Here is a 15,598-nt window from a genome sequence, read left to right as displayed (position 1 = left end):
GAAAAAGGAAAGATGCGATCGCTTGTGTGAGTTGGTCTAATTAATATTGTTACAAAAACTAAGGCTGTAAGGGTGTAGTCGCCTAACAACGCACCTCTCAAGCTGAACAACTCGCTGCACAATTAAGTGATAGTTCAACTATTATCTTCAGAAGTAGTGAGAAAACTTAGGACTCTCTGCCATACCTTTTCTAACAAATCTGGACTTCCTACATCAAACCATTCAATTTGAGAATCAGCACGAAACCAAGTGCGTTGACGTTTAGCAAACTGTCGAGTGTGTAAAATAGTTAATTCTTTTGCTTGATCTAAAGAGATATTGCCAGATAAATATTGCTTAATCTCTTGATACCCTAAAGTATTTAGTAAAGGCAAGTCAACACCATATTTTTCACAAAGATACTCCACCTCCGTGACTAAACCATCTGCAATCATTTTCTTAGTGCGCTGAGTAATGCGATCGCCAAGATGAGCAGGATCACAATCTAAACCTATTTGTAAAATCGGATAACTTGGAGGATTTTCTCCCTGTTGCTCAGAAATCGGACGACCAGTGACGTAAAATACCTCTAATGCTCTTAAAGTCCGTACAGAATCGTTGGGATGAATTTTTGCTGCTGCAACTGGATCAACTTGTTGTAGCATAGCGTAGAGTTGCATTTGACCAATAAATTCCAGCTGCGATCGCAACTCCTGTTGTGGTGCTACCCTGGGAATCTTCATCCCTTGAGTGATGGAACGAATGTATAAACCAGTACCACCTACGAGTAATAGCGGGGAATGAGAAGACAAGTAAGAGGGGGGAGAGGGGGGAGACAAAGGAGAAGGGGGMGACAACGGAGAAATTTCTTCCTCGTTCCCCCTGTCCCCCCTCTCCCCCCTCTCCCCCTTGCCCCCCTTCTCTTCCCCACCCCCTTGTCCCAGAATTAAGGCTTGCGCTTGCACCTGATAATCTGCTACAGTCATCACTTCTGTGGGATTGCATATATCTATCAAATAGTGCGGAACTAATTTCTGTTCATCTAGAGTTGGTTTTGCTGTACCAATATTAAATTCCCTGTATACTTGACGGGAGTCTGCACTCAGAATTACAGTATCTAATCGCATAGCTAAAGCTAATGCTAAACCTGATTTACCCGTTGCCGTCGCACCACAAATCACAATTAATTTAGTCATTGGTCATTTGTCAATAGTCAATGGTCATTTGTCAAAAGTTAGTTGTTAAGAATTCTCCTTTCCCCTTTCCCCTGTCCCCTGTCCCCTGTCCCCTTTCTCCTCACACCTGACACCTACTTAAATCAGAGGATTGGAATCCCTATTTGAATTTAGCAGCAAATTGCCCTACAGTCGCCTATAAGGCTTTTGTGTTAGAATCTTGGAGTGTTTTTAAATTTTTCGCCTTTTGGCGACTTCACCCCCACAAATCAGGAGAACTTTCATGACGAGCAGTTACAGTGCCGAACAGATTCAAGTTCTGGAAGGTCTGGAAGCCGTCCGCAAGCGACCGGGGATGTACATCGGTTCCACTGGTCCGCGAGGACTTCACCATTTAGTTTATGAGGTGGTGGACAACTCGATTGATGAGGCTTTAGCAGGCTACTGCACCCATGTGGAGGTGGATCTTAACGCCGATGGTTCTGTTACTGTAACAGATGATGGTCGCGGTATTCCTACGGGAATTGTTGCCAAAACAGGAAAATCGGGTTTGGAAACTGTGTTGACAGTACTACACGCCGGCGGAAAATTTGGCGGCGGCGGTTACAAAGTTTCTGGAGGACTACACGGAGTCGGTGTTTCTGTTGTTAATGCTTTATCTGAGTGGGTGGAAGTGACGGTTTGGCGAGATAAAAATGTTCATACCCAGCGTTATGAACGGGGTATTCCTGTCACTGAACTGAAGGTCAAGCCTTACAAAGATCATCGCACCGGCACCTCCGTCAGCTTTCAGCCAGATTCACAAATCTTTACTACTGGTACAGAGTTTGATTATACGACTTTGGCAAGTCGCCTACGGGAGTTAGCATACTTAAATGCGGGCGTAAAAATTACTTTTACCGACCACCGTTTGGAATTACTCAAAAGCGATCAGCCCAAGGTAGAAACTTATGAGTACAAGGGTGGTATTCGTGAGTATATTAGCTACATAAACGCTGACAAACAACCACTACATGAAGAAGTGATCTTCGTGCAGGGAGAACGAAATAATGTCCAAGTAGAGGTAGCATTGCAATGGTGTACCGATGCTTATACAGATAATGTCTTGGGCTTCGCCAACAATATTCGGACTGTTGATGGTGGTACACATTTAGAAGGTTTAAAGGCAGTTCTCACCAGGACACTGAATGCGATCGCTCGCAAACGTAATAAAATCAAAGATAATGAACCCAATCTCAGTGGAGAACATGTCCGCGAAGGTTTGACAGGCGTAATTTCTGTCAAAGTCCCCGATCCAGAATTTGAAGGACAAACAAAAACTAAACTTGGTAACACTGAAGTTCGCGGAATCGTTGATTCTTTGGTAGGAGAAACCCTCACAGAATATTTAGAATTTCACCCCAGCGTTGCGGATGCGGTTTTAGATAAAGCCATCCAAGCTTTTAAAGCAGCCGAAGCAGCTCGTCATGCACGGGAATTGGTACGCCGCAAGTCGGTTTTGGAATCTTCGCCCTTACCTGGTAAACTAGCAGACTGTTCTTCTCGTGATCCCAAAGAATCGGAAATCTATTTGGTAGAAGGGGACTCCGCAGGTGGTTCCGCAAAACAAGGACGCGATCGCCGCTTCCAAGCAATTCTACCCCTACGCGGAAAAATCCTGAACATTGAAAAAACCGACGACGCCAAAATCTATAAAAATAACGAAATTCAATCGTTAATTACTGCCCTTGGTTTAGGAGTTAAAGGTGAAGAATTTGATGCTTCCCAGCTGCGGTATCACCGGATTGTGATTATGACTGACGCGGATGTCGATGGCGCACACATTCGTACACTGTTATTAACTTTCTTCTATCGTTATCAACGGGCGCTAATCGAGGAGGGTTACATCTATATTGCTTGTCCTCCACTTTATAAAATAGAGCGAGGAAAAAATTATAGATATTGCTACAGCGACCGCGAAAAAGACCAATACATTAGTCAGTTCCCGGAAAATGCTAACTATACCATCCAAAGGTTTAAAGGTTTGGGTGAAATGATGCCCGAACAACTTTGGTCAACTACAATGAACCCAGAAACACGTACCCTTAAACAAGTGGAAATTGAGGATGCGGCGGAGGCTGATCGCATTTTTACTATTTTAATGGGCGATCGCGTTGCACCTCGCCGTGAATTTATTGAAACCTATGGTTCTAAGCTCAACCTCACGGATTTAGATATCTAACTAAATGCGACGAAGATAAGGGAGATAAGGAAGACAAGGAAGAATATTTTTGATTTAGCATTCCTAAATCATTCGCTCCAGACAAGATCCCCGACTTTTTAAAGAAGTTGGGGATTTGAACTTATCTGGTATTTCAGGTGTGTCATTAAGTCTATTGATTCCAATTTGCTATATATTAGAGAAATTAAACATATTTTAACAATTGTGTCAAACCAAAAATAAAGATTGTTTTTTTAAAAGTGGGTTTAATATCAAATTTTTAAATCACCGACTTCACTATCTTGTTAAAAATTTTTACAGGATAAGTTGTACTCAACAGACTTCCCGGAGTGTTGAGATAGAAGTGATACAAACTTATAGCCCACAAATTTACGTGTTTATATGACAAATTGTCAAAGCGATCGCACAAAATATACGAAAATTTCAAAAAACATCAAGATTTATATAGTCAAAAGGCGTCTGATAAGCTACAACTTTGGTTAGAGTAACAACTTAGATGGTTATTAGGATGTACGCCTGTGAGATGAATCAACAAAAGGTTTTTTAGTTTTGAGTAAGCTCAACAATATAACGAAACACATGTGTTTCGACACCTAGATTCAAACGATATGATTTTTGCTTTGAGTTACAAACTGAAATTTATTGTCCTGATAGTTGGCATAACATCATGCTAAGAGACGGTTTCAAGATTGATACCTATCATCAGAGAATCTACGACTGTATAATTTGCATTCGTACTATGCAATTTTGTTATGCGTGAGCTAATATCGTTAATCTTGCTGTCAAATCTTTTCTGAATTGATTAAAATATTCGGTGTATACAATAAAAAGAGTTTGTCAAGTTGCAAAGGGTTGAATTTTTAATAATGCGCTAACCTGTGATTAAGATCGAATTAGCCATATCTAGAAATCTTCGGTCTTTCGGCTGATTCTGCCAAAGCCTCAACTCCTCAGTTAGGTTATTTGGCTCCTCGACAGGTCGAGTGCTTTCATGAAAGCGCCATGACTCTAAATTGGGAATTGAGTCTGTGGTCTCATGCCTACTCTAACAAGCATGAGAGTGGCTGTTACTAAAAGACAAATGTAAATCCCAAATTAGTAATTTATGAAGGAAGTGTAAAAATGGATGCACTTTAGCGTTTTAATGGAATTAAGCAAAAGTTTACTGTTTCCATAAATGTTGTCGGTTACACATTGAATCGGATACAAGTGAGTTTACCTAATTTTTAAGGTAATGATGATGCTACAAAAATTCCAAAAAGTTTTAGAGAAAATTCCAGTGTATGGGTGTCATTTTCAACGTCTTTTTGGTAAAACAGGCTTTACATTACCTCCCTTGACCTGACTTAATTAGTTCATGAATGCCACATAAAGAGAGTGCAATTTCTGTGAAACAGGCTACAATCGGAACAGTCTTTTCAAAAAAAATCTTCCAACAGTCATAACTTTTTTGTATGGAGTGGTAAATTTTTTTAGCAACATGAGTCTTTTTTAGACCAGTTCAGTAAACACTTGTGTTGCCCGGCGACACATATCAAGTTTACTAGGAATGAGGAAATTTACCTTTTGGAGTACTGCTGTGGTAGAAACAAATACAGAGTTTAGAACTTACTACTTGTATTGGAGAGCCATACCACGGTTGTCTCAACAAAAGTTAAAAGTTCCGAACATATCTATATTAGCCAAATTAGCTAACAACCCTCTTAATCAAAAGGCAACATAGCTTACTAAATTAAGAGTGGTAATAACACTTGAGTAATTGATTCTGCAAGGAGCATGAGGAACGCGGCATGAACCAGGCTAACAACGTACTCGATACCATTGATTATCAGCCTGACCTAGAAATTGAGATGAATCAGCCTGAACTGGAGTTAGAACTCTTGTTGGAAGACGAAGAGGACTTGCTGATCAATGATGATGGCGAGCTCGACGAAGAATTTTTAGAACCTCAGTCTGATGAGGACGACGCAAAGTCTGGGAAAGCCGCAAAATCGCGTCGTCGGTCACAAAGCAAGAAAAAGCATTATACCGAGGATTCGATTCGTCTTTACCTACAAGAAATAGGACGAATTCGGCTGCTCCGGGCTGACGAAGAAATCGAATTGGCACGTAAGATTGCAGATTTACTAGAATTAGAGCGAGTTCGCGATCGCTTACAACAGCAGTTGGAACGCGAACCTCAATACAGCGAATGGGCAGAAGCAGTACAAATACCCCTACCACAATTCCGTCATCGTCTGCATGTTGGTCGGCGGGCAAAAGACAAAATGGTACAATCTAACCTGCGTCTTGTAGTCTCAATTGCCAAGAAGTACATGAATCGCGGTTTGTCTTTCCAAGATTTGATTCAGGAAGGTAGCCTTGGTTTGATTCGTGCTGCTGAAAAGTTTGACCACGAAAAAGGTTATAAGTTTTCTACATACGCTACATGGTGGATTCGTCAGGCGATCACCAGAGCGATCGCTGACCAATCCCGGACAATTCGCTTACCTGTCCACCTCTACGAAACTATCTCTCGCATCAAAAAGACTACCAAGCTGCTTTCTCAAGAAATGGGTCGTAAACCAACTGAGGAAGAAATTGCTACAAGGATGGAGATGACTATTGAGAAGCTGAGATTTATTGCAAAATCAGCCCAGCTACCAATCTCTTTGGAAACACCCATTGGTAAAGAAGAAGATTCTCGACTCGGCGATTTTATTGAATCTGACGGCGAAACTCCAGAAGACCAAGTTTCTAAGAACCTCCTGCGCGAAGACTTAGAAAAAGTCCTTGATAGCCTTAGTCCCCGTGAACGCGATGTTCTGCGACTGCGCTATGGTTTAGACGATGGTCGGATGAAGACTCTCGAAGAAATTGGACAAATTTTCAATGTCACCCGCGAACGTATTCGGCAAATTGAAGCGAAAGCACTTCGTAAATTACGCCACCCCAACCGTAACAGCGTTCTCAAAGAGTATATCCGATAATCATTGGTCATTGGTCATCAACCTTACACAAATGACAACTGACTAATAACTGATGACAAAAAATAAAAAACCTGGGAGTGTGACTTCACCCCAGGTTTTTATTTATCTATCTATTTAGTGATGTCCTATAAAAACTTCTGGTTTTAAAATTTACAGAATACCCCAAAAGTGTAAAAAGCCTTGACCAGAAAATAATTCAATCAGAGCAGCAGCTAAAAAGCCGATCATCGCCAAGCGACCGTTCCAAATTTCTGCTTGAGGAGTAAAGCCCCAACGCCAAGCGTTACGATCTTCGATTACAGGAGCTGTGATTTTTGTTGTATCTTGCATGACTAGTACTCCAAACTGAATTTACAAAAGTTTATAGCCTTTGTTAACTAATATAACAAGTATTTTAAGAAATGCAACTTTTATGAGTATTAGTTGTATTAGATTGACTTATGATATCTATCGATGTAATAACTTATTCAAAACGTAAAATGAGGGATCGGGGAAAGGGGAAAGGCGATCCCCAATCCCCGATCCCCGATCCCTTTCCCAACTTCAGCAAAAGGTCTACTCTAAACCAATTCGGTAACAGTGATAATTTTTTCATCTCTGTTGAGTTGAAATACACTTTCACCAGTGGAATCTTTAGGCAAATTTGTGACTGTGTCTACTTGTAGACGCACCATCCTTTGATGATTAGTTATTAATACCACCTCAGATCCTGGCTTGGCTAGTAGCATACCTGCTAAGTAATCGGTTTTACTGGTAAATTTGAAAGTTTGAGTCCCAATATCACCCCGATTAGTTAATCGCAAACCACTAGTTGGCAGACGTTTAGCATATCCTAGTTGCGTTACCAGCAAAATATTTTCTTCAGTATTAAAAGTTACACCACCAACCATAGTTTCTCGCTGACGCAAGCGCATAGCTTGTAAACCCATCGCGGTACGACCCATAATAGGTAGCTGTTCGTCGTTAACTTTAAACCGCAACAATCGTCCACCAGAACTAGCTAGAATGATTTGTTCTCCTGTAGTGGTGAGTTGAGTTAATAATAATTCATCATCGTCTTTGAGCTTCAAAATAGTAATGCCGCGACGTGTCAAACTAGTAAATTCTGTTAAAGATAGGCGTTTAATCCTTCCTTGCTTTGTCAACAAAATCATCTGGCCGTCTTCTGGCTTTTCTGGTAGCAAAAAGCGGCTGACAACAGCTTCAGAAGCTTCTTGAGCAGTATTCGTCAGCAAGGTAATTAATGGTGTCCCTCGCGGCGATCGCCCAGTGGTCGGAGGAATATCTCCTACTTTCACCGGATAAACTTTGCCATTGCTAGTTAGTACCAGTAAATCTTTGTCTGTATCAGTCAAGGCTGTTTGCATGACAAAGTCATTATCAGCCATACCATTATCAATCTTCGACTTTTTCCCATTCGGCTGAATACGACGCACATATCCCCGTTGAGTCAATTCTAATACCACTTCTTCGACAGGTTGTTCAGGTTTGAGATTTTGAATGCTCAATTTGGGATCTTCTTCCTCTGTCCTTCCATCCCCACGTCCCCGCGTTGCCGTGGCTTTTTGGCGTAGCTCACTCACACTGATGATTTTGGTGCGACGTTCATCACCATATTTGCGCTTTTGGGTACGCAAGTCTTTTTTCAGACTTTTGAGTAATTCCCGACGATCACTCAGTAACTTTCGTAACGTTGTAATTTCCTCTTGTAACTGCTCGTATTCTTTCTGTAAATTCTGTTGTTCCAAGCTTGTCAGGCGTCTGAGTGGCATTGCTAAAATTGCATCTGCTTGTACCTCAGTCAAATCTAAGCGAGCTTGCAAGTTGATTTTCGCGGTACTACCATCAACAGCCCGTCGCAAAATCTCAATTAATTCATCAAGGCGAGACAAGGCTTTCAATAAACCTTCTAGCAAATGCGAACGGTTTTCTGCCTTACTTAACTCGTAGGTGTAGCGGCGTGAAAGGGTCTGTTCGCGGAAATGTAAAAACTCTTGTAACAATTGGCGTAAAGATAGCTGGCGTGGCTGTCCATCTACCAAAGCCAATAAAATCGCCCCAAAATTCGTTTGCAACGCTGTTTGGTGATAGAGTTGCTGGAGAAGCTCTTGGGGGTTGGTATCTCGTTTGAGTTCTATGACAACGCGCATCCCTTGGCGATCGCTTTCATCCCGGATATCAGAAATTCCCTGCAAGCGGCCTTGATTTACTAGGTCTGCAACTTTTTCAATCCAACCGGCTTTGTTAACCTGAAAAGGTAATTCTGTTACTACAATTGCTGTTCGCCGTTTGTTTCCTCGCCCGCCAACAACTTCCTCAATCTGCACCACTCCCCGCAGCACAATACCACCTTTACCTGTGGTGTAAGCCTCCCGGATTCCCACATCACCAACAATTTCCCCACCTGTCGGAAAATCAGGCCCAGGAATTAACTCAAATAATTTGTCATCCGATAAATCGGGGTTATCAATTAAAGCAATTAACCCATCTACAACTTCCCCTAAATTATGCGGTGGGATATTAGTTGCCATACCCACAGCAATACCTGCACAACCATTGAGCAACAAAAACGGTAACTGCGCTGGTAATACAGTCGGCTCTTGCTGAGAATTATCGAAGTTACCAGCAAATTCTACCGTTTCTTCGCCAATTTCGGCTAGCATCCCCTCGTAGCTAATTGGTGCGAGGCGCGTTTCTGTGTAGCGCATTGCTGCTGCTGGGTCATTATCTACACTGCCGAAGTTACCATGTCCTGCCAGTAAGGGATAGCGGCTGGTAAATTCCTGTACCAACCTCACCAAAGCATCATAAACAGCTTGATCCCCGTGGGGATGATATTTACCTAAGACATCCCCCACGACACGAGCGCATTTTCGATAAGGGCGATCAGGTGTTAAACCAAGTTCATGCATCGCGTATAAAATCCGTCGATGTACTGGTTTTAAACCATCACGCACATCTGGTAAGGCCCGCCCGACTATCACACTCATGGCATATTCAAGGTAAGACCGTTGCATTTCGGTATGCAAGGCCGTGGTGATGACCTGTCCCGTAGAGAGAAGGTTTAACTGTTTTGCCATGAGTTTGTCCCTAAGTTTTCACTACACAAAATATGCCGTTACTGAAGATTACAGCAACCACAGCATAGCGGATGTAATGCTCATCATTACAAAATCTTGATAGTTATACGATCAAAAGCAGTTATATTATCCTTGATGTCCAGGATATACATTGATTACTCACAAGGAGACACATACAATTTTGGATTTTAGATTTTGGATTTTAGATTTTAGATTTTAGATTGCTCAAAAGGAATCCACTTTCATCATGGATGAGCATAAAATCCAAGTTAATCATCCAAAATCCCAAATCCCAAATCTAAAATTTCTGTTATCCCCTCACCTCTCAAAGTCAAATTCTCATGAAAACTGTTTTGATTGTCGAAGACGATCTGATTAACGCTCGCGTTTTTTCCAAAATTTTGACCAAACGCGGTGGACTGGAAGTAAAACATACTGAAAATGTGGAAGAGGTAATGAGAATTGCCCAAGCGGGAGAGGCAGACATTATTTTAATGGATGTTTCTCTATCAAGAAGTGTTTACCAAGGTAAGTCCGTTGATGGGATCAAAATTACACAACTGCTAAAATCCGATCCGCAAACTGCTACTTTACCGATTATTCTCGTGACAGCACACGCAATGGAGGGCGATCGCGAAAATTTTCTCAAGCAAAGCGGTGCTGATGGTTACATCTCTAAGCCTGTTGTTGATCATCAACTTTTTGTTGACCAGATCATTGCACTCCTGCCTAAAGATAATTTGTAATGATACACCCCTTAAACTAAGACGGTTGCCCATTTAGTTTATTGGGCTACCGTTTTTTTACATTTAATATATATGTACTATTAGATAGCACTTTTGAGCAAGTGGCAGGGAACAAGGAAATGTGGGGAGTGTGGGGAGTAATGTAGAGACGCGATTCATCGCGTCTGGAAGTGTGGGAAGTGTGGGGGGAATTATTTAACAAGTCTGTTCCCAATGCCCCATGCCCAATCCCCAATCCCCAATCCCCAATCCCCTTTCCCTACTGCATCGGCTGTGGTTTGGGAGTTGTATTTTCCCCTCTCTGCTGTAAGGCTGCTTGAATACGGGGTAATTCTAAGAATTTTTTGGTATCCGCAAGTAAGCGATCGCCCCAAAGATTTTCTTTGAGAAAATCAAGATCACCATATCGATCATCAACGCGGAGTGCAGTTTCACCCATCGCTAGACCTTTTTGGCGTTCGCCTTTATTGTATAGTGCCACAGCTAGAGCCAATAAAGGTTCTGCGGCTTGCTTTTCGATTGTGACAGCAGATTGCCATTGCTGGATAGCTCCTGCCACATCACCTTGTTCGTACTTAATTAAACCAATATTGTTAATTGCAGGCCAGAATTTTTTATCTTGGGAGACAGCTTGATTATACTGAGCGATCGCATCTGGATATCGACGCTGCATATAGTAAGCATTACCCAAATCAAATAACCCTTCTGGGTCATTGGGTTTTAACTTTAGACCCTGCTGGAAATAGTCAACAGCAACATCGTATTTTTTTTGTTGAAAGTTAGCTGAACCCAAAGCAAACAGAACATCACCATTTTTTGGATTCAGAGACTGGGCTTTTTTTAAAGCTGCGATCGCAGGCTCTAATTCTTTGGTTTGTAAATATAAACCACCTAAGAGAAACCAAACTTTATCACTTTTAGGAGCCAATTGAGATGCTAGCCGCGCTCTGGGCATAGCCATTTCGTATTGTTGAAACTGTGCTAGTTGTGCTGCTTCTTGTGCTAAACCCAACCCTTGTTGTTCCAATTTGGCTGTATCGAGTTGCAATGTATGGGGTATTAATGCCTGTGCATGAGCAGCTTTAGGCATACTCCACAAACTACAGACAACAATCAGAGAAATTAAACCAATTCTTTTAGGCACACTACCGCCTCTCTGCCACGATGAATGAATCTTTCAGATAGCTTAAACGATCTCCGCTCGTGTGTGTGCAAGAAAAGTTTACAAAGAAAGGGAATGGGGATTCTCCAGAGGAGATGCTACTTTGTAGACGCGTCAGCGGCTTCTCATAGAGTACGGGGAATAGGGAACAGACAAACAATAGACTTTTTGCTTTGCCCAATATTGGGAGAAGGGGCTGGGGGATGAGGGTTAGTTTATTCCTGCAAGAAGTCTAATGCCGAGTATCAAACACTCGTTGTTGAGTATCAAACACTCGTCGTCGAGTATCAAACACTCGTCGTTGAGTATCAAACACTCGTCGTTGAGTATCAAACACTCGTCGTCGAGTATCAAACACTCGTCGTCGAGTATCAAACACTCGTCGTCGAGTATCAAACACTCGTCGTCGAGTATCAAACACTCGTCAGCGAAATACAAATACTGGGAGCATCCGAATTTTTTCAATATACCTAAGGGTTTAAACCCTTAGCTAATAGCACAAGTCGTCTAAAGACGACTTCATAAAATCAAGTGGTCTGCTTAAGCTGACTTTCACTATGAGACTGCAATTTCAATCGCAGGTTTTTTTATCTATTCCCCATCGGGGTTTAAAACCCCATCTTTTATAAGTTGTTTGTTTGGGTTGGGGTTAAATCCCCATCCCAAACCACTCTGTTCCCTGTTAAGAGTTAAGAGTTCCCTTTTAACTGATTTATACCCATCCATGACTTTGGTCACATACTAATTTGTGACCTTTGCATCATGTAATTGCTGAAAGAAATTTATACGATAAATTTATTATCCTTCTTGCAGAGGCCGGAGCAAGGGGAAACAATGAGGCAAAGTAAGGGAAAATGGGAAATTGAAGATAGATATAAAATTTAAAACCTTTACCTATTAACCCTTTACTTTTTCCCTTCTTGGTTTACCCTTGAACCGTTTCCCAATTGTTAGTAAACACTTAGAGTAAACGGGGAACAGGGAATGAAAATCGGGGAGAGTGGGGGGGAGCATCGCGATTTTTTCAATATACCTAAGGGTTTAAACCCTTAGCTAATAGCGCAAGTCGTCTGAAGACGACTTAAATAAATCAAACAGTCTGCTTAAGAGACTGCGATTGAAATCGCAGACAGGTTTTTTGAATTCCCCACTCCCTGTTTCCTGTTCTTTTTACACAAAAAATTATAGAAATGGCTTCTAATACATCTAACCCTGTAGATTCCTTACCTTCGCTGCCAAAGATTAAAAAAAAAGTTAAATTTAGTTGGTTTCCGTGGCTAGCTGTTTTCTTACTAATAGGTGCTATTAGTTTGCTAGTCTATCGCCAAGTAGTTGTTGTTCCGACTCAGGAAGCTAGACGCAAAACTTTTACACTTCCTGTAGAAAGGCAGACTTTACCAATTAAGGTTTCTGCAAATGGAACCGTGAAACCGGAAAGATCAATCAACATTAGTCCTAAAAACTCAGGCATACTGAAAAAACTTTTAGTTAAGGAAGGAGATACAGTCAAACAGGGACAAATACTTGCTTACATGGATGACTCAAATCTCCAAGGACAACTCATCCAAGCCCAAGGACAATTGGCACAAGCCCAGGCAAATCTACAAAAGGCAGAAGCAGGTAATCGTCCCCAGGATATTGGTCAATCACAAGCGCAACTAGATGAAGCACTAGCAAATCTACGTAAAGCTCAAGCAGGAAATCGTACTCAGGATATTGCCCAAGCAGAAGCACGTTTAAAACAGGCTCAAGCTACTTTGAGTAAGGCTGATGATGACCTACGCCGCAACCAGAAACTCTACACGGATGGGGCTATTTCTCTACAAACTGTAAATCAAAAACGTGCAGATCGTGACAGCGCCCAAGCCCAAGTCAACGAAGCTCAACAGGCTTTGGCGTTACAAAAAGCGGGAGCGCGTCCCGAAGACATTCAGCAATTACAAGCTGTGGTGAAGCAAAGACAAGAAGCTTTGGCATTATTAAAAGCAGGGTCACGCCAAGAAGATATTAAAGCTGCGCGTGCTGAAGTAACTTCTGCTAGTGGTTCGCTGCAAAATATCCAAGCCCAAATTAATGACACGATTATCAAATCACCTTTTGATGCTGTTGTCACTAAGAAGTATGCTGACCCTGGTGCTTTTGTGACTCCTACAACCTCAGCCAGTTCTGTTTCCTCAGCAGTGTCTTCTTCAATTTTGTCCTTGGCTTCTACGAACCAGGTTGTGGCGAATATCGCTGAGACTAATATTGCTCAAATTCGTCTTGGTCAAAAAGTCACAATTACAGCAGATGCTTATCCCGGTAAAACCTTTGAGGGTCGAGTTAGTCAAATTGCTGCCCAAGCCACAGTAGAACAAAATGTTACTAGTTTTGAAGTGAAAATAACTATTACCTCAGACTCGCAAAATTTATTGCGGTCTGGGATGAATGTAGAAACAGAGTTTCAAGTTGGTCAATTACAAAATGCAGTGGTTGTACCGACTGCTGCTGTGGTACGCCAACAAAATGCTACAGGTGTATTTGTGACTGGAGCAGATAACAAGCCTAAGTTTACTGCTATTCAAACTGGTGTCACTGTCAATAACTTTACCGAAGTTAAATCTGGTTTGAAAGGTAATGAGAGGGTGTTGCTGAGTTTTCCGGCGGGTTCACGACCCCAATCAACACCTAGAGGTATGTTTCCGGGGATGCCTGGTGGTGGTAGAAATAGTGGTGGCGGAAATCCTCAGCGGATGTAGAGAATCTCTACGGTTTAGATAAGTACAGAACTTACGCGAAAATTACCAAAAAGCTAGTTTATTAAACCGCCATAGACGCGCAAGCGGCTACTTGCAGAAGTCGCTACGCGCCTACCGGAACGGTAGACGCCAAGAACGCCAAGGATTTGTAGAGTGTGGGTAAGTCCTAATTTATTTTTATTTTCAGTTTCGATCAGTATTAAATATAACGAGCATGTTTAAGGTTTTTTATAAGGGTAGAAGTGCTTATCAATTGCCAATGACGGAAATATTGTCAATGGCGACAGAAGCTTTGTGGAGTAATAAATTACGCACTGGGTTAACCATGCTGGGCGTAATTATCGGGATTTCCTCAGTAATTGCTATTACTTCTGTGGGTCAGGGTGTGCAGAAGGCTACTGAGCAACAAATTCAGGCGTTAGGTACAGATATTCTGCAAGTTTTTGCTGGTTCTGCTAGAAGTGGAAATGTTCGTCAAGGGCTGGGTTCTAGCAGTACTTTAACTTGGGAAGATGCAAAAGCGATCGCTCAACAAGCACCATCTGCTCAACTTGTTTCTGCTTATTTACAACGCAGCGCCCAGGTTGTCTATGCAGGACAGAACACATCCACGACGATTTATGGCACAGATTTAAATTATCCAGAAGTCAGAAACACTCACCCGCAATCAGGGAGATTTTTTAACCAAGAGGAACTTGATACCGCCAAGCAGGTTGCTATTTTAGGCCCCACAGTCCAAAGAACCCTATTTGGCGAAGGTGTCGATCCCATCGGTGAAAGAATCCGTATTCAAGGAGAAGCTTATGAAGTGATTGGAGTGATGGAACCTAAAGGTTCTCAAGGCCCAATGGATCGGGATGATCAAATTTTTATTCCTCTGACGAGTATGTCAGCAAGAGTTGTTGGCAATAACGCTTTAAATGGTATTTCTGTAAGTGTAATTTTACTTAAAGCCAGTAATGAAGAGCAACTAGAAGCGGCTCAATTTCAAGTCACTAATATTTTGCGTCTGCGCCACAACATTTTTCCACCACAAACAGATGATTTTCGGATTACCAACCAAGCTGATATTGCTAATACTTTTACAAATGTTGTGGGTTTATTCACTGTCATGGTGGTAGCGATCGCTGGTATTTCTTTATTTGTTGGAGGAATTGGAATTGCCAATATTATGCTCGTTTCCGTCGTTGAACGCACACGAGAAATTGGGATTCGCAAAGCACTAGGTGCAACCAATTCTGCTATCCTCAACCAATTTTTAACGGAAGCGATCGTTATATCTGCTTTAGGAGGAGGTATCGGGATTGCAGGAGGTGTGGTCATTGCAGCAGCAGCAGCAGCTATTTTTAAATTTCCTTTTGTTGTCTCGCCTTTATCAATCATCGCTGGCTTTGGACTCTCGTTTACAGTCGGGTTATTAGCCGGAGTCATACCAGCACGCAACGCGGCTAAGTTAGATCCGATTGCTGCTTTGAGGAGTGATTAGGTGGGCCCCCACTCCCCCCAAGGGAGTGGGGATTAGGGGCGA

10 protein-coding genes are annotated in these 15,598 nt (G+C 42.0%); 5 read left to right on the top strand and 5 right to left on the bottom strand.

Going from position 1 to position 15,598, the window contains the following annotated elements; translation table 11 throughout:
* Positions 1-134 precede the first annotated feature (134 nt).
* Positions 135-1,175, bottom strand: coding sequence for a tRNA (adenosine(37)-N6)-dimethylallyltransferase MiaA (gene miaA, locus B4U84_RS09350; protein ID WP_131117242.1), 1,041 nt, complete (start codon positions 1,173-1,175; stop codon positions 135-137).
* 262 nt (positions 1,176-1,437) lie between these two features.
* On the opposite strand from miaA, the gene gyrB reads away from it, so the two are divergent.
* Positions 1,438-3,375: a DNA topoisomerase (ATP-hydrolyzing) subunit B gene (gyrB, locus tag B4U84_RS09345; protein WP_131117239.1), complete on the top strand. Its 1,938-nt coding sequence runs from the start codon at positions 1,438-1,440 to the stop codon at positions 3,373-3,375.
* Between the two features lie 1,790 nt (positions 3,376-5,165).
* On the top strand, positions 5,166-6,344 hold the full coding sequence (gene rpoD / locus B4U84_RS09340) for an RNA polymerase sigma factor RpoD (RefSeq protein WP_017313633.1): 1,179 nt from the start codon (positions 5,166-5,168) through the stop codon (positions 6,342-6,344).
* Between the two features lie 150 nt (positions 6,345-6,494).
* Here the strand turns inward: rpoD and B4U84_RS09335 are convergent, their stop codons facing one another.
* Both B4U84_RS09335 and gyrA read right to left on the bottom strand, forming a co-directional pair.
* Positions 6,495-6,674, bottom strand: a complete 180-nt coding sequence (locus B4U84_RS09335; protein WP_016859114.1) for a CAB/ELIP/HLIP family chlorophyll-binding protein — start codon at positions 6,672-6,674, stop codon at positions 6,495-6,497.
* Positions 6,675-6,904: 230 nt separating this feature from the next.
* Entirely contained in the window at positions 6,905-9,424 is a 2,520-nt protein-coding gene (gyrA, locus tag B4U84_RS09330; RefSeq protein ID WP_131117236.1) for a DNA gyrase subunit A, read from the bottom strand.
* Positions 9,425-9,765: 341 nt separating this feature from the next.
* On the opposite strand from gyrA, the gene B4U84_RS09325 reads away from it, so the two are divergent.
* Positions 9,766-10,170, top strand: a complete 405-nt coding sequence (locus tag B4U84_RS09325) for a response regulator (protein ID WP_017313635.1) — start codon at positions 9,766-9,768, stop codon at positions 10,168-10,170.
* A 259-nt stretch (positions 10,171-10,429) separates the two neighbouring features.
* On the opposite strand, the gene B4U84_RS09320 is transcribed toward B4U84_RS09325, so the two are convergent.
* Positions 10,430-11,314 (bottom strand): tetratricopeptide repeat protein, encoded by an 885-nt coding sequence (locus B4U84_RS09320; RefSeq protein WP_131117233.1) that lies wholly within the window; start codon positions 11,312-11,314, stop codon positions 10,430-10,432.
* Between the two features lie 250 nt (positions 11,315-11,564).
* Entirely contained in the window at positions 11,565-11,753 is a 189-nt protein-coding gene (locus B4U84_RS09315) for a hypothetical protein (RefSeq protein ID WP_165490262.1), read from the bottom strand.
* Between the two features lie 769 nt (positions 11,754-12,522).
* Between B4U84_RS09315 and B4U84_RS09310 the strand changes: the two genes are divergently transcribed.
* Both B4U84_RS09310 and B4U84_RS09305 read left to right on the top strand, forming a co-directional pair.
* Positions 12,523-14,070 carry an HlyD family secretion protein gene (locus tag B4U84_RS09310; RefSeq protein WP_131117227.1) on the top strand — a complete coding sequence of 516 codons (1,548 nt, stop codon included), beginning with the start codon at positions 12,523-12,525 and terminating at the stop codon, positions 14,068-14,070.
* A gap of 214 nt (positions 14,071-14,284) precedes the next feature.
* Positions 14,285-15,556 carry an ABC transporter permease gene (locus tag B4U84_RS09305; protein WP_131117224.1) on the top strand — a complete coding sequence of 424 codons (1,272 nt, stop codon included), beginning with the start codon at positions 14,285-14,287 and terminating at the stop codon, positions 15,554-15,556.
* The last annotated feature ends 42 nt before the right edge of the window (positions 15,557-15,598 follow it).

It is taken from the genome of Westiellopsis prolifica IICB1 (assembly GCF_004323185.1).
Classification (GTDB): domain Bacteria; phylum Cyanobacteriota; class Cyanobacteriia; order Cyanobacteriales; family Nostocaceae; genus Pelatocladus; species Pelatocladus prolificus_A.
Note: the sequence above shows the minus strand (reverse complement) of the source record. Positions and strands in the feature narration are given on the sequence as shown.

Excerpts from the sequence above, each read along its gene's own strand:
- B4U84_RS09335 (WP_016859114.1), bottom strand. The coding sequence starts at position 6,674 with ATGCAAGATACAACAAAAATCACAGCTCCTGTAATCGAAGATCGTAAC.
- B4U84_RS09305 (WP_131117224.1), top strand. The coding sequence starts at position 14,285 with ATGTTTAAGGTTTTTTATAAGGGTAGAAGTGCTTATCAATTGCCAATG.
- rpoD (WP_017313633.1), top strand. The coding sequence starts at position 5,166 with ATGAACCAGGCTAACAACGTACTCGATACCATTGATTATCAGCCTGAC.
- gyrA (WP_131117236.1), bottom strand. The coding sequence starts at position 9,424 with ATGGCAAAACAGTTAAACCTTCTCTCTACGGGACAGGTCATCACCACG.
- gyrB (WP_131117239.1), top strand. The coding sequence starts at position 1,438 with ATGACGAGCAGTTACAGTGCCGAACAGATTCAAGTTCTGGAAGGTCTG.
- B4U84_RS09310 (WP_131117227.1), top strand. The coding sequence starts at position 12,523 with ATGGCTTCTAATACATCTAACCCTGTAGATTCCTTACCTTCGCTGCCA.
- B4U84_RS09325 (WP_017313635.1), top strand. The coding sequence starts at position 9,766 with ATGAAAACTGTTTTGATTGTCGAAGACGATCTGATTAACGCTCGCGTT.